The organism is Phycisphaerales bacterium AB-hyl4 (assembly GCA_041821185.1).
GTDB classification, from domain to species: Bacteria; Planctomycetota; Phycisphaerae; order Phycisphaerales; family Phycisphaeraceae; genus Natronomicrosphaera; species Natronomicrosphaera hydrolytica.
Map to the genome: position 1 here is coordinate 108,936 of JBGUBD010000002.1, position 17,659 is coordinate 126,594.

A 17,659-nucleotide genomic window follows, 5' to 3' on the forward strand; every position below is an offset into this window, starting at 1 on the left:
GATAAAGCCCACGGATGGCCATCCGTGGGCTTTGCAGCACAACACCCATGTTCACCTTCCTCACCAACCTGTTCGCCAACAAAGCCGCTGCCGTTGCGGCTGCGCTGCTGGCGATCGTGGTAGTGCTTGCCCTCGCTGCCCCGCTGATCGCACCGTACGGGCCCGATGATGCCAACTACGAAGCCATCCGCGCCGCACCCAACGCCCAGCACTGGCTCGGCACGGACAACCTCGGCCGCGATATCCTCAGCCGTATTATTTACGGGGCACGCATCTCCCTCCAGGTCGCGGGCATCTCCGTCAGCGCCGCGCTGCTTGCAGGTATGCTGCTGGGCCTGCTCGCCGGCTACTTCGGCGGGTGGCTCGATGAAATACTCTCACGCATCATCGACACGATGTTCGCCTTCCCCGACATCGTCCTCGCGCTGGTCATCGTTGCCGTGCTCGGCGGCGGCGAAGGCACGCAGGCGAACCTCACCCTCGCCATTGCGATCGTCTACACGCCGATCTTCGCCCGCATCGCACGGGGGGCCGTGCTCTCCGTCAAGGGCCAACCCTTTGTCGAAGCCGCCATCGCCTTGGGCACGAGTCACACGCGCATCATCCTTCGCCACATCACCCCCAATATCCTCGCACCGCTGACAGTACAGGTGACGCTCTCGCTCGCGTTCGCCATCCTCGCCGAGGCGGCGCTGAGCTTTCTCGGCCTCGGTGTCGAACAGGGCAAGCCTTCGTGGGGACGAATGCTGCTTCAGGGCCGGGACCTGATGCCCGACGCATGGTGGGTGGCTGTGTTCCCCGGTGTCGCTATTACATTGACGGTGTTGAGTTTCAATCTGCTCGGAGACGGCCTGCGCGACGCCCTTGACCCCCGCCACACCCGCGCCCGTTGAACAGGCCGCTTAAGTACATCGACGGCGAGTCGATTGGCGTCGCATGCTCAATACGCCCAGACCGATCAGCATCACAGCGATCCCCTGCGGTGCGGGCACGGCGATGTTGTCGAAGTGCGGATTCTCCCGTCCCGGCGTCACCTTCACCTTCCCGTAGGCGGATTGCAAGATGCCTTCCGCATCCGGCGAGCCGACAAGCCACTGCTTCGCCGTTGGCTTCGCGTCAAACCCCTCCGGCCGAACGAGCACCCAACCATCATTCGTATCCACCACCGGATGTTCCTCATCAGGTGTCGCCGCCTGCCCGTTCGCCGCCAGCGTCATCGCGTCGCGCAAAATCGCATCGCCGATCTGAACCGAGCCATAGTCCGGATTCAGCGGGTTACCACCTATCTGAGGCAACTCGGTCCAGCCTTCGTAGACATGGATACGACGTGGTCCGGCAATGTTCAGCTGCGTGTGTTTGCCGTTCGTCAGCTGGCCCAGATCGAGCGTCACGTCGCTCGCTGGATCGATCACCACATCGGCCCATTTCACGCTTGGCCAATCGCCGTCCCCGATCACGTGTACCGGTTGGGTCGCCGTAAAGCGGACCACCTGGAGCACATTGCCCAAGCGGTCGGTACTGCCGGCGTCCATGATGACCATTTCGACCTTGCTCAGGCCGTGCAATCCGCTGATTTCAATGGCATTGGGCATGTCGAGCCCGCTCTGGCCGCCGAGGAAGACTTCGCTCAGCCACGCGGCCTGGGCCGACCCCGGCGCGATGAGCAACATGAGCACGCAACAATAATGGATCAGTCTTGGCAAACGGACGCATGGCACGGGCGGACCCCTCTAAACCCCGGCAATGACACTCCGAACGTGAATCGCCATCTCGACTCCAGCAGGCTAGCCTGCTGCCGACAGAGGCTAGTTTAACAATTCGGGAAGGTCGTTCCAGATTTGTTGCGGTAATGCTCATCCCACGTGCCCCCGGCCCCCGGCGGTATTTCCACATGCCCGGGCCACTCCGTATCATGGCCCGCGACCGATACGCCGGAGCCGACCCATGAGTGACACCAATACGGCCGATCAAACGGCTCAGCCCGACGCGACGAATGCGGCTGACGAGGTCGGCGTCGCGTCGCGGCAGGAAGAACTCCACGAGGCGATTGGACAGCTGACGGAGTCTTCCGTCGCATGGTTGGCAGACTACCCCTGGGCGCAGAGCCTGATCGTCATCACAGTGGTCGTGTTTCTCGCGTGGGCGGTGCATCTGATCGTTCGGCGGTACGTTATAACGCTCATCGGGCTGCTGATGGGGCGGGTGCCGAACTGGTGGGCCGGCGTCGTCCGCGATCAGAAAGTGTTCCACCGACTGGTCCCGCTCGTACCGATCATCATCATTCACAGCGGGGTGGCGTTCGTGCCCCACCTGTCTGCTGAGGTGGTTGGCTTCGTCCAGCGCTTGACGTTGGCGATCATCGTACTGCTGATCGCTCGCGCCTTCGCCGGCGTGCTGACGACCATCAACGTCATCTACAGCCGATACCCCATCTCCAACGGCCGACCGATCAAGGGCTACCTCCAGGTCGTCAAGGTCGTGCTCTACATCGCCGCCGGCATCCTCATCGTCGCGGCGCTCATGAACGAATCGCCGCTGATCTTCCTGACCGGCCTCGGCGCGATGAGCGCCATCATCATGCTCATCTTCCGTGACACGCTGCTCTCGTTCGTCGCGGGCATCCAACTGGTCAACAACGACCTCGTCCGCGTCGGCGACTGGATCGAGATGCCCCAGTTCGATGCCGACGGCGACGTGCTCGACATCCAGCTCAATGTCGTCCGTGTCCGCAACTGGGATAAGACCATCACTTCGATCCCCACGCACAAGTTTCTGGAACACTCGTTCAAGAACTGGCGCGGCATGTTTGAAGCCGGCGGCCGACGTATCAAACGCCCCGTCTACGTTGACATGACCACCATCCGCTTCCTCACGGAAGATGAAATCCGCAAGTTCAGCCGATTCCTGTTGCTCAAGGATTACATCAAACAAAAGACTCAAGAGCTCGACACGTACAACCAGACGCACTGTCCGGAAGATCATGCGGACGTCATTGCCAACGCGCGACACCTGACCAATGTTGGCACGTTCCGCGCTTATATCTGCGAGTATCTTCGCAACCACCCGCTGGTCAATCAGGACATGACCATGCTCGTCCGTCAGCTCGACCCGGGACCGCATGGCCTGCCCATCGAGCTGTTCGTCTATATCAAAGACACCCGCTTCGTCGTCTACGAGGGAGCGCAGTCCGACATCTTCGATCACATCCTCGCAATCGCCTATGAATTCGGCTTGCGCGTGTTCCAGGAACCGACCGGCCACGATCTTCGCCAGCTGCGACCCACGCGGCGCCGCGCCGCCATCGCCGCCGACGCGACCCAGGGCAACGGCGTGTGAGCGCCTCATCGCAGCGGCCGTTTGAAGATCAACATGGTCTCGTCCGTCGTGACCAGTTCCCAGCCTTCTTCGCCGAGGCGGGACAGGTGTTCTTCAAGCTGCTGATACTCTTCATCCCGTCCGCGGAATGAAAAATCTTCATCGAGCACATGGTGAAATGCCACCACCTTATACGCCCACCTGGGAGCATCTGCCGCCTCGTCCGCATTCGCAGTGGCGTACCACGTACCCAACATCCCTATCACTACCAGCAACATCACACCGGCTGCATGTCGCATCGCTTGCTCCTTAAACAGAGGTTTGTGGGCTATCGTGCATTGTAGTCTCGGGATGTTACGATGCTGCGTATGACCGACCGCCTTACCCAACTGCGCAAGCTTTACGACGTTGACCCCAAAGATCCGTTCGTCTCCTACGGCATCGCGCTGGAGCATGCCAAGCAGGGCGAAACCGACGAAGCGCTTCGTTGGCTCGATCAGACGCTCACGATCGATGCGCAATACTGCTACGCCTACTTCCAGAAGGGGCGACTCCTCTCTGAGGTTGGCCGGGATGAAGAAGCGAAAGCCGCGTTGCGCGAAGGCGTTCAGCAGGCTCAGCAAGCCGGCGACGCCCATGCTGCAAGTGAGATCAGCGAATTGCTGGCTTCAATTGAGTAGGTTCTGATTCCCGGAAGAATCGAATTGTCATACGTAAACGCTAGCGCGGCGGTGGCCCACCACCATGCGGAGGTCCGCCACCGTGGGGCGGCCCACCACCGTGGGGCGGTCCGCCACCGGGTTTGCCGGGCCCACTGATCGGTGAGCCCATGCCGCCGGTGACCATGCGATCCGTGAGTTCGAAATGGGTGGCGACGTGACCGTCGGCGAATGCGACGTTGCCCTCGTTCATGTGCCGGCGAACGAAGGCGTTCGCGGCGTAGTCGTGCGAGTCGTCGAAAGCGCCTTGGAACTTCCCTTCGCCACCTCCGTTTTGCCCTTCGCTTTCAAAGAAGGTTGCGGTATGGCTCGGCGTGAAGATCGAGTCGAACCGCACGCCGCGAAGCATGAGGTCGATGTTGTAGGTGTAGCTGAGGAGGGTTTCATCATCGAGTTCGCCGTTTGGCCCCATCACCGGCACGGTGCCGCCGGACCTGTCGGTGGGGCAGGGCAGAATGTCGCGTAAGAACATGCTCCAGCCTTCGGTCCGAGCGAACGGTGGCCTGACGAGCACGAGGATTTTGCCCGGGGGCCCGGTGACATGGTCGGGGATTTTGTCCGAATCCGTAAAGTGGTTGTAGAAGAACCGAGGGAATCGGCCGTTGTTTTCGTCGCAGTACATCTGCGTCAGCGTCGTGATCTGTCGCAGATTCCCCATACACACCACTCGCTGCGCAGTGGCTCGAGCACGTGACAAAACCGGCATCGCGATGCCGATCAGGATGAGAATGATGGCGAGCACAACGAGCAATTCAATGATCGTCATCCCGCGATGTACGCGATAGTTGTTAGTACGCTTCATGTTCGGCCCCCCTGAGGCTGTGATACGAAATCTGAAATGCAGGCTTCAATTCGCCCACGTACGAAAATACACCACGTTTGGCGGGAGGCCAATGAAAATCAGCATGTGAGAAATATTTTTGTTACGGCAGCCGACTGACGGGCCGGTGCTTCAAGCGGCCGGCGACGTGGCGGGCAGGCATGGCCGGTCCTGTTTTACCGGGTTATCGACCCGTCATGGCAAACGCCGGTCCGCGCTTCAGGGGGCATGGGGCCGATATGTCGTCGCACCTCCTCCGCCCAGATCGTGTAACCCTCCCCGGTCAGGTGCACGCCATCGATGGTGTAGGGCAGTTCCAGTGAACCATTCGGCGCGAGGCTGGCGTTCAGGTCGATAAACGCAATGCCCGACTGCTGACAGAACTGGCGGACCGCATCGTTGATCTGTGCGATTTTCTCGTTAGTGCTCGGCGGCCGAACCGGTCCCACATGAAGCGTGCTTTGAAACACCGGCGCCGCGCCGCTGGCTTGAATGGTGGACAGGATCGTCTGGATGTTTGCGACAACGGTGCTGACTGGAATGCCGTGATCAAGATCGTTGATGCCGATCATCACGAACACCCATTCGGGCGAGGTGTCGAGGGAGTCGTTCAATCGATCCAGAACGCCTTGCGTCGTGTCGCCGCCGATGCCGCGGTTGGCGACGGGAATCTCCGGCAGCATCTCCCGCCATTCACCCTCGCGCGTGATTGAATCACCAATCATCACGACAACGGGCGATTCCGGCAGGGAGCGAAGATGCGAGAGTCGCCGTTTGTAGCTGGGGCCCCAGTTTTCATGTGGTAGCGGTGGCGGAAAGGCCATCTGCTTGATGTCACGCAGCAGTTGAAAAGGAAACGCCTCATGTCTGCCCACGCTGACGCCATAGCCGAATGCCGCGAGCATCGCGCACGCTATCACCGTTGCGACAAGCAGTTTCTTCATCGGCCGGGCGCCTTTCTCCACCTCCATCCGTTGGCCGTTCGTCTGGTTACTCGATTATTCTCATCGAGTGTCGTGATTTCTCGGTGGATCTCATGGGTCGGCCGTGGGAGATGTGCGGAATGCGAAGCCGGTGTGTCCGGATATCCGCCGGGCGGCAACGTCGATCAGCCGACTATCGTGTGGTGAAATGACGCGATCGTGCATCCGTGGGGCGACGGATTCAATCATTCACTCATCCACCTCCGGCGGCGCATCGTGTGGCGTGCCGGGCGGCGGCGGGGTTTCGTGCAGCAGTTCCTGCTCGGCGTCAACGAGGTCAGCGACGTCGTCGGCATCGCCGTCGTAGGGACGGATGCGCAGCTTCACGGATGTGCCCGTTTCGGGGATGCGCTCGGTATAGGTGTTCCACCGCTGCTCGTCGGTTTGGTCGGTGACCTGCGTGGGCCGGGCGATCAGGTCGTCGCCGAAGTTCACCAGTGAGACGATCGTGCCATTCAGGTCGGCGACGTAAAGGTTCTGCTCATGGATTCGTTCGAACACCGAGCCGGCGAAAAGCCAGACGTTGCCCGCCATCGTTTCGCCGGTGGGCTCGTGACGTATCCAGTCGGTGGCGGGTACTTCTACTTCTTCGCCGTCGTCATCTTCGTAGGCGATGTAGATGCTCAGCAACTCGCCTTGCGGTGGGCGGGTGAGGTAGCCGTCGTCGGTTTGTTCCCATTGCATCGGTGAGCCGGGCTGATAACCCAGCAGCAGCAGGGCAAGGTGAATGTGGCTCGGCCTTGCTTCGACGGTAAGGATCGATTCATGCTCGCGTGTCTGCGGCGAGCAGACCAGCAGTTCCAGCCAGTCGCCATCACGCAGCACGACGACGGCCTCGAGTTCGAGCTGCCGGGTTTCAAGATCCACCGTCACGCCAGGCAGCGCTTCCTCAAGCGACGCCAGCGGCGGCGGGGGAAGCGGCGCGTCGTCATCGTCTGCTTGCTCTGCCCAACTGGCGGTGAGCGGTGCTGACATGATGAGCATCGTGAGCGTGATGATCCAGCTTTGTCGTCGCCTCATTGACCTACTCCAAATAACCGGAACGATCGTCGCCAGAGGCGTTATGAGCAATGGCGACGCGACCGTCTCATTGTACGGCAGCCACAAGGCAAGGGGGCAAACACGACTCGATTCGCCTCGTGATTTCGCCGATGAAAAGAAGGTATGCGCGTTGACCGGAACCTGCTGCTGTTGTTCGCCCATGGTTTGCGAGCAGATGTGATCGGTGACACCAAGGCCTGGCCGCTGCGGACGCCGCACCTCGAACAATTGGCGGAAGGGGGCCTGCGCGTCGTGGCCGGCTCGGCGTGTCCGCAGGCGCAAGGCGGCATGGCCAGCCTGCTCACCGGTCTGCATGCCCGGCAGTATGACAGCACCGCTAACGCAGCCCGCGAGCAGGCGTCGCACAGCTTTGCTCACTGGCTTACCGAAGCGAACTACCACGTTGCGGGCGTGGGCCATGTCGGGCCGATCCGCTCGGCGCTCGACGAGTCCGTGCTGGTGGAAAATGTTGCCGTGGTCGAGCCGGCGCATTGCGCCTATTGGACTATGGCTCGCGGCCGCGGGTTGACCGATGCACTCAGCGACCAGCGCCGCCGTCGGCTTCGCAGCGGGCCGTTCGATCCACACCGACTGTTGCTTGAGCCTGAGGAAGACGTCGACGGGTTTATCGGCCAGCAAGCGGCGCTGATGCTCGAACGCATGCCCGACGATCGCCCGTGGGCGCTGATCGTCGTGTTCACTGGGCCTGGCAACGACTTGCCGCCGCCGCCGTTGTACGCCGATGTGGTCAGTGCTGCTGCGGTGAAGTCGCCGTTCGTGCCAGTCGATCTGCGCACGCTCGACGCGCTGGGCGAGCCGAGCTATCCGCGCTCGATGCTGCAACGCCTCGAACCAACGGCGATCGGTCGCCTTCGCGCTGACTACCTCGGACGCGTCAGCCTGCTCGACTACACTGTCGCTCAGTTACGCAAAGCACTGCACGCGCGTACTGACGCCGGCCGCACTTGGACGCTCGCCACCGCCGACCACGGCCATCTGCTCGGCGAGCATGGCCTCATCGGCGCTCAATCTTTCCTCTCGCCCGCCGTCGAAGTGCCCTTGCTGCTCGTGCCTCCGACCAACAGAAACCACGAACTCAACCAGGTGTCCGTCGACGGTTTGGTGAGCACCATTGACGTTGCGCCCACCGTCGCCGCCCTTGCTTGCACCGACCTGCCGCCTTGTCGCATCGGCCGATCGCTCGTGCCCATGCTTCGCGGCCAGACGATGCCCGCCGGCGACCAACTGGCCAACCTCAGTGAGTTTCACGATCGGCTGATGCTCGAAACCGAGCGATTCAAGGCCGTGTTCAACCGTGCCAACCGCGCCTGCCTCGGCCTCTACGACCTGTTCAACGATCCGAACGAAAAGCACAACCTTGTCGATCGTCCCGATGCAGCCAAGTTGCTGGACCCACTTCGGCTGCGCCTGGCCGACGTGCTGCTACCACTACGCTGCGCGACAGGGTAGCGCGGCGGTTTCGAAGTGTCGGCTACAGCCCCACGCTCGCGGCGGTTTCACGGAACTGGTCTGACAGCCACCATGTCGCGATGGTGAAATACAGCAGCAGGCCCGCAACGTCGACGACGGTTGCGACGAACGGCGTCGAGCCTGTCGCCGGGTCGAGCCCAAGTTTCAGCAGGAGGAACGGCAGCACCGATCCGACCATGTTGCCGAACAACACCACTGCAATCACCGACATGCTCACCGCCACCCCAACATTTGCCGAGCGTGAAAGCAGTTGCACGTCGCCTGAGTAGATCCACATGCCGACGATCGTCGCCATGATGAAGGCGATCACCGCGAGGATCAGGCCCAGCAGCAGGCCGCCGAACATCTCGCGTCCGAACACACGGCCGAAGTGGCGCGGCTCGACTTCCTGTAACGCGATGGCGCGTGTCATGATTGTCGCTGCCTGGAAGCCGCTGTTGCCTCCGGTGGCGATGATCAGCGGCACGAACACCGCCAGCAGCGGCAGTTGCTCGATCTGCTCTTCGAACGCCCCCATTGCGCCCACGGTCAACAGGCCTGCCCCGAAGAGGATCGCCAGCCAGCCGACGCGTTTGGACACCAGCGTCGGAATGGTCGTGCTCAGGTAAGGCTGCGTGAGCGAGACGACACCGCCGAGCTTGTGGAAGTCTTCCGTGGCTTCTTCCTGCTGCACGTCGAGCACGTCGTCAACGGTGACGATGCCCACCAGTCGATTGTCGCGGTCGACCACCGGCAGGGCGAGCAGGTCGTACTGCTGAATCAGCCGGGCGGCGTCGGCCTGGTCGTCCTCGGCCGAGATGGTGATCGGCGAAGTGTCCATCAGGTCGATCAGTTTCGCCTCGGGCGGACTGATGACCAGATCCTTCAGCGAGACAATGCCAACCAGGCGATGTGCGTCGTCGACGATGTAGTTGTAAAAAATCGTCTCTTTCTCACCAGCCTGTCGGCGAAGCTGTTCGAGCGCGCCTTGCACGGTGAGGTCCGCCTTGAGCGAGACGACGTCCGTGCTCATCACTGAGCCGGCGGTGTGCTCGGCGTACTGGTCTAGCCGTTCGATCTCCTCACGCTCGGGACCAGCCATCTCCGCGAGGATGCTTTCCTGCTGCGCCGGGTCGAGTTCCTGAATGACGTCCGTGCGGTCGTCCGGCGCGACCTGTTCCAGCAGCGTCGCCACCTCGCGGTCGTCGAATTGCTCCGCGAGACTCGCCTGCCGTTCCAGATCGAGATGCGAATACACCTGGCCCGCCTCGGTCGGGGGCATCTTTTGCAGCAGCGACCAGACCTGCTCGTCTTCCAGGTCAGCCACCAGTTCGGCGATGGTATGCGGGTGTGCTTCCTCGGCCAGTTGACGAATGGCCGCCTCGTCACCCTGCTCCAGCCAGGCTCGCACATTTTCCAAGGTTGGGGAGTCGGGCACGGTTGCCTTCCTTTCTCTAAACCCTTGGCCGGGCGAGGGAGGCAACCAGCGAGTCGGGCGGCCGCTCACATCAGCGACCGCTCTGCACGTGGGCGGGCTCCCCATCGGGGCGGTTGAGATGTCGTGGACACCTCAACCGAACAACTGCCGTCCGGATCCTCCGGCTCAACATAGAGCAGGAGTGCGGGGGTTTGATTGCCGTTTACATTCATCTCAGCAACACGCTTCATCAACAGGCAGCCGATGGCTTGCAATGCTGACGCGTAGCAGGACGATGGCCGGAGCAACGCTACTCCTGCCGATTTTTAAGTTACCGTCTGCACGGTGATTGATCAAGACAGGTACAAGCAACAGATGAAGCCAAAAAAAGAGGCCCGGTATGGGACTAGCCCACACCGAGCCCTTCCGGGGGCAAAAGAGGTTCAACAAGCATAATGGTAACTAAGCTTTCCGCGATCGCAAGGGGTGATCGCCACCTCCAGTAATTTTTCATCTACCATCTCACTGTGTCAGGGGGACTGAAGTCAGATCTTTCAAGTGGACCATTTGCACTTAAGAAAGTGGACCCATGAGCGACAAGAAGACGATCGGAATCGGTTTCATCGGTGCCGGCGGCATTGCACGCAGCCAACACCTGCCTCGCTTGCGCGAAATGGACGACGCGGCGGTGCGGGTGGTGTGCAATCGCAGCGAAGCCAGTTCGCGACAGGTGGCGGAGGAATATGACATCCCCGACATTGAAACTGACTGGCAGCGACTGATCGAACGCGATGATATTGACGCCGTGTTTATCGGGACGTGGCCTTGCACGCATAAGGCGATGTCAATAGCGGCACTGGAAGCGGGCAAGCATGTGTTCTGCCAGTCGCGGATGGCGATGGACCTGGCCGAGGCGAAGGCGATGGTCCAGGCGGCCGAGCGTCATGCCGGCCAGGTGGCGATGCTTTGCCCGCCGCCGCACCGCATGCCGTGGGAGCCTTACGTTCGGCAGGTGATCGACCGCGGCGAATTGGGTGAGCTGCGCGAGGTTCGGCTGGTTTCGGTTAGTGGTGCGAACCTTGGTGACTTGTCATGGCGTGAACGTGTGGAGTTGTCCGGCCGCCAGATGCTTCAGGTCGGCATCTGGGCTGAAACGCTGCACGCGTGGGTGGGCGAGTACGCCTCGTTGCACGCCCGTCTTGCCACGCCGATCGCCACCAAACGCGACGCGGCCGGCCAGACGTATGACATTCAGATCCCCCAGTCCGTGCTCATCCACGGCCGACTGACCAACGGCGCCGCCATCAGCGAGCACCACTCCGGCCTCTCGCCACACGAGAACATGAACTTCGTCAGCATCTACGGCTCAAAGGGTACGCTGCGCGTCGACGCCATGAAGTCGATCCAGTTCGCCCCCCTCGGCCAACCGCTTGCGCCTGTCGACGTGCCTGCCGAGCTTCAGCGGCCGTGGCGGGCAGAGCGTGATTTTCTTGACGCCGTGCACGCCACCCGGCAGGGCGAGTCGTGGCAGGTCAGCCCGGACTTTCACGAAGGCTTGCGTTATATGGCCAAGGTCGAAGCGCTGCACCGTTCGCACGACACGGACCAGGCCATCGCGCCTACCGATCTGGTCTGACGCGGCTTGAATGTGAAACATGAAAAGCCCCTCGCCGTCGATGACGGGAGGGGCTTTTTGATTGGAATCGTCAGTGCGACGGTAGGGCGGTTTACTCCGGCCGGGATTCGCCGCGGACCGAGTCGATGTCGCTGAGGGTTGTGGCCGCGTCGGTCTTGGGGATCACGACGGCGGCGAAGGGGTAGGTGAGCGCTTGCGTGGCGGCCTGATCTTCGCCGGGCTGGTTGGCCGTGCCTTGGACGTAGAGCACTTCGCCGACCTGCTGGACGCCGCTGATGTGGGCCCAGTAGCCGCCGGAGGGCTGTTCGCCGAGGGCGAAGACGATGACGTCGTACTCGGAGAAGTTGACTTCGAGGTTGCTGAGTTCTTCAACGCCGAGTTCGTCGAGCGCGTTGCGATCCTGAATCAGTCTGATGGTTGGTTCGTCAAGTGCCGAGTCATTGCCATGCACTTGCTCAACCACGGGCACGGCCCGGGCGCCTTGGAAGGCCTCACCGCCGGGGATGTCGGTGCGGTCGTTGTTCCCGCCGCAGCCGACCATCAAGGCGAGCATCAGCAGGGGCAGTCCGATTGAAGCGAAACGGTTGAGCATGTGAAATCTCCAATGTTGGCACGGGCAAGGTGGTGGTCGATTGACAGTGGGCAATATAACGCAAACTGCGGCCAAGGTCAGTTTCACTCTCCGCCGGGCGGGCTCAAAGCACCTTTTTTCGCAGGATCATGCCTTGGAACTGGCGTCCCTCTTCACGATATTTGCGTTCGAAATTCGTGCCCACCAGTTCGCCTTCGCCCGCGGAGGCGGGACGCTCAAAGGGCAGGCGGTCGAAGTGATCGGCAACCTTCGCCGCGTGCTCCTCCATCCATTCGAAGTAGTCGGCGTGATCGGTCGCCAGCCTCACCTGCCCCGCTTCGGTGTCGTCGGCACGCGGGTCGGCGAGGATGCGGTGCAACTCCAGCAGGAAGGGGGCCTGCACGAGTCGGCGTTTGTTGTGGCGTTTCTTCGGCCAGGGGTCGGGGAAGTAAATGTGCACCTGGCGGATCGAGCGGTCGGCGATGAGGTTCCGCACGAACGCGCCGGCCTCGGTGTGCACCAGCCGAACGTTTGTGATGTTGTTGCGACGAACGCGGTCGGCGGCGTGCCGCCAGAAGGCGCGGGCATATTCGAGCCCAACGTAGTTGATGTTCGGCGTCTGCACGGCCTGCTGGACGAGGAACGTGCCTTTGCCCGAGCCGATCTCCAGGTCGAGGGGGTGGTCGGCCCGGTCGTCGTCGGCGAACCAGGCGCTCAGGTCGATCGGGCCCGCGTCCCAGGCGGGCAGGCTGTCGCGGTCGATGCCGAATCGGCCGACGTCAAGCGATCGGCCATGTGATGAAAGCGATGCACTCATAGCCGAAGAGTGTAGCGACGGAACCCGAGTTTGGCCCGCCCGCGGCAAGCGCTTTTGCTATCCTCCCGCCATGGCTACCGTCAACGTCACACTCCCGCATCACCGTTACGAAGTCCGCATCGAGCCGGGCTCGCTCGTTCGCCTCGGCTTGCTCGTCCGCGAGGCATCGCCGCACGATCGCGCAGCCCTAGTTGTCGATGAGCAGATCGCCAGCAGCCACGGCCGGGTCGCCGCCCGCTCGCTCTCGGCGGCTGACTATGACACGCAGGTCGCCAACATGCCGACCGGCGAAAAACATAAGACGCTCGGCACGGTTCGCGGCCTCTACGAAGTGCTGCTCAACGCCAGGCTCGAACGCAAGAGCCCGGTCGTCGCGCTAGGCGGCGGGATCACGGGCGATACCGCCGGCTTCGTCGCGGCGACATATCTGCGCGGTGTGCCGCTGGTGCAATGCCCCACGACGCTGCTGGCCATGGTCGACGCGTCGGTCGGCGGCAAGGTCGGCGTGAATGTGCCGCAAGGTAAAAACCTCATCGGTGCATTTCATCAGCCGACGCTGGTGGTGATTGACCCCGACACGCTGCGCACGCTGCCGGAGCGGGAGCTGCGCTGTGGGCTCGCCGAGTGCGTGAAACATGCGGTGATTCGTGACGAGGCCCTGTTCGACTGGCTGGAAGACCGCCGTGACGACATCCTCAAACTCGACAGCGACACGATGACAACCCTGGTCGAACGGAACGTGGCGATCAAGGCGGCGGTGGTGATGGAAGATGAGAAGGAGGCCGGCGTGCGGGCGCACCTGAACTTCGGGCACACGTTCGCCCACGCGATCGAGGCGGGGACGGAATATGGCACATACCACCACGGCGAAGCAGTAAGCCTGGGCATGGTGGCGGCGACTCGGCTGGCGGTTGATCGCGGGCTTTGCCGAGCGGGTGTGCTCGATCGACTGGTGACGCTGCTGGAGGCGGTGGGTCTGCCGACGTCGGCGGAAGACTTGCCCGCAGCGGAAAAACTGCTCGATTTGATGCGGTCGGACAAGAAGGTGGCCGACGGGCGTATTCGCCTGGTGCTGCCGACGCGGTTGGGCGAGGTTGTCATCGTGAACGACGCGCCGGATGAGGCGATCGCGGCCGCGTGGGGGGCGTTAAGTGAAAAGCCCACGGATTGAATCCGTGGGCTTCGGGGGTTGCTCTGATTTGGTGGGAGGGTGTTTTACTCGGTGATCCACGCACCGACGGTCTGTTCGTAGGTGTGGATTTCGTCCTTGGTGAAGAACAGTTCGAGCTCGCGTTTGGCGGACTTGGCGCTGTCCGAGCCGTGGACGAGGTTGTAGCCCTTGCTCAGGCCGAAGTCGCCGCGGATCGTGCCGGGGTCGGCTTCGATGCCATTGGTCTTGCCCAGCAGCCGACGGCAAACTTCAATCGCCTCGTCGCCGCGGATGGCGAGCACGAGCACGGGGTTGCTCGTCATGAACTTGACCAGCCCGGCGTAGAACGGCTTGCCCTCGTGCTCGGCGTAATGCTTGCCGGCGAGGTCCTCGGTGATGCGCATCAGCTTCGCGCCGACGACTTGAAGGCCTTTGTCTTCGAAGCGGGCGATGATGCGCCCCATCAACTGCCGCTGCACCGCATCCGGCTTGAGAATGATCAACGTCGTCTCAACCATCGCTATCGCTACCTCTCGTTCAGGGTTGCCGGGCGGTTTGCAGTGCCCGAGGGTTCAGTCCGTTTCCGACCCACGGCCGGGGCGGTGTTATCTCCGATACCCGCGCCGGCTGCAACCTTGGACGTCAGAAAGGGGGAGTTCCAATTTGCCAGAAAAAGCGTAAAAACCGCCAGTTGGCGAGATCCAAGCATCTACATGATCAAGCTGACCTTAGCGCATTTCACCGACGAAACCCGCCGTGACCGCCCGGAAGCGATACGAGAAACGCGGGTTGGCTGGTTCTACGATTCGCACCAAAGAGGGCAACAAATCATGCGAAAGATTCAAAACACTCAAGATTATTCGGGACGGACCCTCAGTCGAGGCGAAACCGTCAGCACCCTCAATGGTTATCTCACGGCCCGCATCTGCGACATCGCCGCCGACGACGGTGCGACGTTCGTGCGCCTGCGGCCGTTGCATCAGCCCTATGGCCCGGGCACGTGGCACGCCGCCGACCGGGTGGTCTGGGTTGCCGCGGCCTCGCGTCGACGTCGGCGTCGCAAGTCCCGCGCCGCCGCCGAGGCCTCGACCGCTGAGCCCGTGGCCAGTGGCAGCGTTGCCGAGTGAACGGTGGCACGGCCTTCGTGAGGCCAACTTACCGACATTGCCTAGCTTGCCCCAGGGGTGCAAGCGGGCGCTCTCGGCTGGGCAGGGGGTCGGACTTTAGTTTTTCCGAAAAAATTTTCGCACGGGGTCGATTCAAGGGGTATGATGGCGAGCGATCTACTTAACCGCCAGGGACGGCGGCGATCGTCGAAAGCCCCTTTGTGATGGGGTTCGAAGAGAGTCGTTCCTTTTTGTGTGGTCGGAGGGATCAGTATGAGACGCGCTCAGCGGCCTGCCGTTTTCGGCATGCCAGGCATTTTCTTGATCGGTTCTGTAACGGTGCTGGGTATGTCGGCACTGGCGTGGGGGCTATGGGCGGCGGAAGACCGCGTCGGGTCGCCGGGGTTGATGTCGATTGAGTCGCGGCCGATCGCGTCGGCGAACTCGGCTTCGCAACAGGCGGCGACGGCGGTTGTGCCGCAGCTTGAGATACCGGCCCTGTACGAGCCGCAAGTGGAAGAAAAGGAAGAGGTTGCGCCGTCGTACGATGGTCCGACCTTTGACGGCCGACCGTTGCGGCCCGCTGGGAAAATGGACATGACCGTCACCGCGTACAGCCCGGACGAGCAGTCCTGCGGCGTGTGGGCCGACGGCTGGACCGCCTCCGGCTACAGCGTCTGGACCAATGGGATGAAGCTCGTCGCGGCTGACATCTCCATCCTCCCATTCGGCAGTATCGTCAGCATCCCTGGCTACAACAACGGTGAGCCCGTTGAGGTGCTCGACGTCGGCGGGGCGATCAAGGGCAACCGCCTGGATGTGCTTTATCCGACCCACGAACGGGCCCTGCAATGGGGCGTGCAGCGACTCAAAATTACGGTCTGGGAATATGCGGACTGATCGGCGAAGGTCTGCCGGAGAGCGTGGCCGATGTTTTATACGACACGCAACCTGGCCGTTTTGGTGTAAGTCTATTATAATCAGCCGTTAACAATCGACTCATTGACGGATTGGCTCATTTATGCTAGTGTGATGGGCTATGCCTTCCTCGTCAGCACCCACCCCGAAAAAGAAAAGTACCCGGCGATCGCAGGTCTCCAAAAAGGCCGCGCCGAGCCGGCCCCGGAGCAGCAAGCCGTTGAAAACCGCTACCCGTGGGCGATCCGACGCCGCCGCGTCGATCACCAACTACACCACCGCTTTGCGCTGGCTTTATGAGCATGTTGACCATGAACGACTGCGGATCGTCCGCTACAACGAGCGGACGTTCAACCTCAGTCGCATGCGTAAGTTACTGGAACTGATCGGCAACCCACACGAGCAGCTTCGCTGTGTGCAGGTCGCGGGCACGAAGGGCAAGGGGTCGACCTGCTCGATGCTTGCCCGCATGCTGCAGGAGGCCGGCTACGGCGTCGGGCTGTACACAAGCCCGCACCTGGTTGACCTGCGTGAACGCATCACCGTCAACGGTCAGATGATCGCGTACAACGATGCGGCCGAGGCGTTCAAGCTGATCGCTTCGGTGGAGGATAAGTTCGGCGAAGAGCCGCCGACGTTCTTCGAAATCATGACCGCTGCGGCGTTGAAGCACTTCGCGGATCAGGCGGTGGACGTCGCGGTGCTGGAGACCGGCCTGGGCGGTCGACTGGACTGCACGACGGTGGTCGACCCGTTGGTTACCGGCATCACGCGCATCAGCCTCGATCACACGAACATCCTCGGCAACAAGCTGGAGGAAATCGCTCGGGAGAAGGCTGGCATTTTCAAAAAGGACGTGCCCGCGGTCAGTGTGGAGCAGACGCCGGAGGTTGAGGCGGTGCTGCGCGAAGTGGCCGAGGAAGTGGGTACGACGGTGGAGTTCACCGGCAACGAGATCGACTTCAGCTACCGTTTCGAAGCCAACCGCGAGTTGGGGCCGCACACGCGTGTCTGCGTGACGACTTCGACAAGCAAGTTCGAGCACCTGCCCGTGCCGTTGCGTGGTGAGCATCAGGCGCACAACTGCGGCCTCGCGCTGGCGATGCTCGACAAACTCAAGGGCCACGAGTTCAGCCTGCCGGAAGAAAAGATCATCGTCGGTCTGGCGAGCACCGAACTGCACGGCCGTATGGAGCAGGTCTGGACTGAACCGCGCATCATCATTGACGGAGCACACAACGCCGCGTCGATCACCGCTTTGATCCGTGCGCTGGGCGCTCACATCAGCTACGACTCGCTGGTGATGATCTTCGGCTGTGGGCAGGACAAAGACGTTGAAGGCATGCTTCAGCAGATCGCGCTGGGGGCGGACAAGGTGATTTTCACGCGAGCGAAATCGAATCCGCGAGCGGTCGAGCCTGGCGAGCTGATGACCAAGTTCAACGAGGTGTCAGGCAAGATGGCGCAGACCGCGCCGAACCTGCCGGACGCGATTCGGCTGGCAGCTCGGGCAGTCAGCCGAGAGGATCTGATTGTGATCTGCGGTAGCTTCTACATCGCGGGCGAGGCGCGGAAGTATTGCCTCGACGCCCAGTCGAAGCGACAGCGGCGATGAGCGGTTGAATTGGCGTCCTGGTGGTGAGTCCGTCTGGGTTTACCCAATTGGTAAAATTAAGCAGCTACGATGCAACCCCGA

The 17,659-nt window shown here is 61.9% G+C and carries 18 protein-coding genes; 9 read left to right on the top strand and 9 right to left on the bottom strand.

The genetic code is table 11. From position 1 onward, the window contains the following. The first annotated feature begins 47 nt into the window (after positions 1-47). Positions 48-893 (top strand): ABC transporter permease, encoded by an 846-nt coding sequence (locus tag ACERK3_02960; protein ID MFA9477249.1) that lies wholly within the window; start codon positions 48-50, stop codon positions 891-893. Positions 894-902: 9 nt separating this feature from the next. Here ACERK3_02960 and ACERK3_02965 read toward each other — a convergent pair whose 3' ends face one another. Then, a complete protein-coding gene (locus ACERK3_02965; protein ID MFA9477250.1) occupies positions 903-1,670 on the bottom strand; it encodes a hypothetical protein in 768 nt (255 codons plus the stop codon). 274 nt (positions 1,671-1,944) lie between these two features. Between ACERK3_02965 and ACERK3_02970 the strand changes: the two genes are divergently transcribed. Next, positions 1,945-3,336 (top strand): mechanosensitive ion channel family protein, encoded by a 1,392-nt coding sequence (locus ACERK3_02970; protein MFA9477251.1) that lies wholly within the window; start codon positions 1,945-1,947, stop codon positions 3,334-3,336. 5 nt (positions 3,337-3,341) lie between these two features. On the opposite strand, the gene ACERK3_02975 is transcribed toward ACERK3_02970, so the two are convergent. Next, the gene (locus tag ACERK3_02975; GenBank protein MFA9477252.1) at positions 3,342-3,614 is read right to left on the bottom strand and encodes a hypothetical protein; all 273 of its coding nucleotides are present in this window, start codon (positions 3,612-3,614) and stop codon (positions 3,342-3,344) included. 69 nt (positions 3,615-3,683) lie between these two features. Here ACERK3_02975 and ACERK3_02980 point away from each other — a divergent pair, with 69 nt between their 5' ends. Further along, complete coding sequence (locus ACERK3_02980) at positions 3,684-3,995, top strand: tetratricopeptide repeat protein (protein MFA9477253.1); 312 nt, start codon at positions 3,684-3,686, stop codon at positions 3,993-3,995. A 40-nt stretch (positions 3,996-4,035) separates the two neighbouring features. Here the strand turns inward: ACERK3_02980 and ACERK3_02985 are convergent, their stop codons facing one another. The 3 genes from ACERK3_02985 to ACERK3_02995 all read right to left on the bottom strand — a co-directional run bounded on the left by ACERK3_02985 (position 4,036) and on the right by ACERK3_02995 (position 6,857). Further along, positions 4,036-4,836: a prepilin-type N-terminal cleavage/methylation domain-containing protein gene (locus tag ACERK3_02985; GenBank protein ID MFA9477254.1), complete on the bottom strand. Its 801-nt coding sequence runs from the start codon at positions 4,834-4,836 to the stop codon at positions 4,036-4,038. A 194-nt stretch (positions 4,837-5,030) separates the two neighbouring features. After that, positions 5,031-5,798: a GDSL-type esterase/lipase family protein gene (locus tag ACERK3_02990; GenBank protein MFA9477255.1), complete on the bottom strand. Its 768-nt coding sequence runs from the start codon at positions 5,796-5,798 to the stop codon at positions 5,031-5,033. A 228-nt stretch (positions 5,799-6,026) separates the two neighbouring features. Beyond that, positions 6,027-6,857 carry a YdjY domain-containing protein gene (locus ACERK3_02995; GenBank protein ID MFA9477256.1) on the bottom strand — a complete coding sequence of 277 codons (831 nt, stop codon included), beginning with the start codon at positions 6,855-6,857 and terminating at the stop codon, positions 6,027-6,029. Positions 6,858-7,001: 144 nt separating this feature from the next. Between ACERK3_02995 and ACERK3_03000 the strand changes: the two genes are divergently transcribed. Further along, positions 7,002-8,348, top strand: a complete 1,347-nt coding sequence (locus ACERK3_03000) for a sulfatase-like hydrolase/transferase (GenBank protein MFA9477257.1) — start codon at positions 7,002-7,004, stop codon at positions 8,346-8,348. 22 nt (positions 8,349-8,370) lie between these two features. Here ACERK3_03000 and mgtE read toward each other — a convergent pair whose 3' ends face one another. Continuing rightward, positions 8,371-9,786, bottom strand: a complete 1,416-nt coding sequence (mgtE, locus tag ACERK3_03005; protein ID MFA9477258.1) for a magnesium transporter — start codon at positions 9,784-9,786, stop codon at positions 8,371-8,373. A 568-nt stretch (positions 9,787-10,354) separates the two neighbouring features. On the opposite strand from mgtE, the gene ACERK3_03010 reads away from it, so the two are divergent. After that, the gene (locus tag ACERK3_03010; protein MFA9477259.1) at positions 10,355-11,401 is read left to right on the top strand and encodes a Gfo/Idh/MocA family protein; all 1,047 of its coding nucleotides are present in this window, start codon (positions 10,355-10,357) and stop codon (positions 11,399-11,401) included. A 91-nt stretch (positions 11,402-11,492) separates the two neighbouring features. On the opposite strand, the gene ACERK3_03015 is transcribed toward ACERK3_03010, so the two are convergent. Both ACERK3_03015 and trmB read right to left on the bottom strand, forming a co-directional pair. Beyond that, positions 11,493-11,993 carry a protease complex subunit PrcB family protein gene (locus ACERK3_03015; GenBank protein MFA9477260.1) on the bottom strand — a complete coding sequence of 167 codons (501 nt, stop codon included), beginning with the start codon at positions 11,991-11,993 and terminating at the stop codon, positions 11,493-11,495. Positions 11,994-12,096: 103 nt separating this feature from the next. Next, entirely contained in the window at positions 12,097-12,789 is a 693-nt protein-coding gene (trmB, locus tag ACERK3_03020; GenBank protein ID MFA9477261.1) for a tRNA (guanosine(46)-N7)-methyltransferase TrmB, read from the bottom strand. A 70-nt stretch (positions 12,790-12,859) separates the two neighbouring features. Here trmB and aroB point away from each other — a divergent pair, with 70 nt between their 5' ends. Next, positions 12,860-13,960: a 3-dehydroquinate synthase gene (gene aroB, locus ACERK3_03025; GenBank protein ID MFA9477262.1), complete on the top strand. Its 1,101-nt coding sequence runs from the start codon at positions 12,860-12,862 to the stop codon at positions 13,958-13,960. Between the two features lie 44 nt (positions 13,961-14,004). Here aroB and ndk read toward each other — a convergent pair whose 3' ends face one another. Then, complete coding sequence (gene ndk, locus ACERK3_03030; protein MFA9477263.1) at positions 14,005-14,457, bottom strand: nucleoside-diphosphate kinase; 453 nt, start codon at positions 14,455-14,457, stop codon at positions 14,005-14,007. Positions 14,458-14,574: 117 nt separating this feature from the next. Here ndk and ACERK3_03035 point away from each other — a divergent pair, with 117 nt between their 5' ends. The 3 genes from ACERK3_03035 to ACERK3_03045 all read left to right on the top strand — a co-directional run bounded on the left by ACERK3_03035 (position 14,575) and on the right by ACERK3_03045 (position 17,578). Next, positions 14,575-15,066, top strand: a complete 492-nt coding sequence (locus tag ACERK3_03035) for a hypothetical protein (GenBank protein ID MFA9477264.1) — start codon at positions 14,575-14,577, stop codon at positions 15,064-15,066. Between the two features lie 285 nt (positions 15,067-15,351). After that, positions 15,352-15,945 carry a 3D domain-containing protein gene (locus tag ACERK3_03040; GenBank protein ID MFA9477265.1) on the top strand — a complete coding sequence of 198 codons (594 nt, stop codon included), beginning with the start codon at positions 15,352-15,354 and terminating at the stop codon, positions 15,943-15,945. 238 nt (positions 15,946-16,183) lie between these two features. Next, the gene (locus ACERK3_03045; protein ID MFA9477266.1) at positions 16,184-17,578 is read left to right on the top strand and encodes a folylpolyglutamate synthase/dihydrofolate synthase family protein; all 1,395 of its coding nucleotides are present in this window, start codon (positions 16,184-16,186) and stop codon (positions 17,576-17,578) included. The last annotated feature ends 81 nt before the right edge of the window (positions 17,579-17,659 follow it).

Excerpts from the sequence above, each read along its gene's own strand:
- ACERK3_02960 (MFA9477249.1), top strand. The coding sequence starts at position 48 with ATGTTCACCTTCCTCACCAACCTGTTCGCCAACAAAGCCGCTGCCGTT.
- ACERK3_02965 (MFA9477250.1), bottom strand. The coding sequence starts at position 1,670 with ATGTTGCTCATCGCGCCGGGGTCGGCCCAGGCCGCGTGGCTGAGCGAA.
- ACERK3_02970 (MFA9477251.1), top strand. The coding sequence starts at position 1,945 with ATGAGTGACACCAATACGGCCGATCAAACGGCTCAGCCCGACGCGACG.
- ACERK3_02975 (MFA9477252.1), bottom strand. The coding sequence starts at position 3,614 with ATGCGACATGCAGCCGGTGTGATGTTGCTGGTAGTGATAGGGATGTTG.
- ACERK3_02980 (MFA9477253.1), top strand. The coding sequence starts at position 3,684 with ATGACCGACCGCCTTACCCAACTGCGCAAGCTTTACGACGTTGACCCC.
- ACERK3_02985 (MFA9477254.1), bottom strand. The coding sequence starts at position 4,836 with ATGAAGCGTACTAACAACTATCGCGTACATCGCGGGATGACGATCATT.
- ACERK3_02990 (MFA9477255.1), bottom strand. The coding sequence starts at position 5,798 with ATGAAGAAACTGCTTGTCGCAACGGTGATAGCGTGCGCGATGCTCGCG.
- ACERK3_02995 (MFA9477256.1), bottom strand. The coding sequence starts at position 6,857 with ATGAGGCGACGACAAAGCTGGATCATCACGCTCACGATGCTCATCATG.
- ACERK3_03000 (MFA9477257.1), top strand. The coding sequence starts at position 7,002 with ATGCGCGTTGACCGGAACCTGCTGCTGTTGTTCGCCCATGGTTTGCGA.
- ACERK3_03010 (MFA9477259.1), top strand. The coding sequence starts at position 10,355 with ATGAGCGACAAGAAGACGATCGGAATCGGTTTCATCGGTGCCGGCGGC.
- ACERK3_03015 (MFA9477260.1), bottom strand. The coding sequence starts at position 11,993 with ATGCTCAACCGTTTCGCTTCAATCGGACTGCCCCTGCTGATGCTCGCC.
- trmB (MFA9477261.1), bottom strand. The coding sequence starts at position 12,789 with ATGAGTGCATCGCTTTCATCACATGGCCGATCGCTTGACGTCGGCCGA.
- aroB (MFA9477262.1), top strand. The coding sequence starts at position 12,860 with ATGGCTACCGTCAACGTCACACTCCCGCATCACCGTTACGAAGTCCGC.
- ndk (MFA9477263.1), bottom strand. The coding sequence starts at position 14,457 with ATGGTTGAGACGACGTTGATCATTCTCAAGCCGGATGCGGTGCAGCGG.
- ACERK3_03040 (MFA9477265.1), top strand. The coding sequence starts at position 15,352 with ATGCCAGGCATTTTCTTGATCGGTTCTGTAACGGTGCTGGGTATGTCG.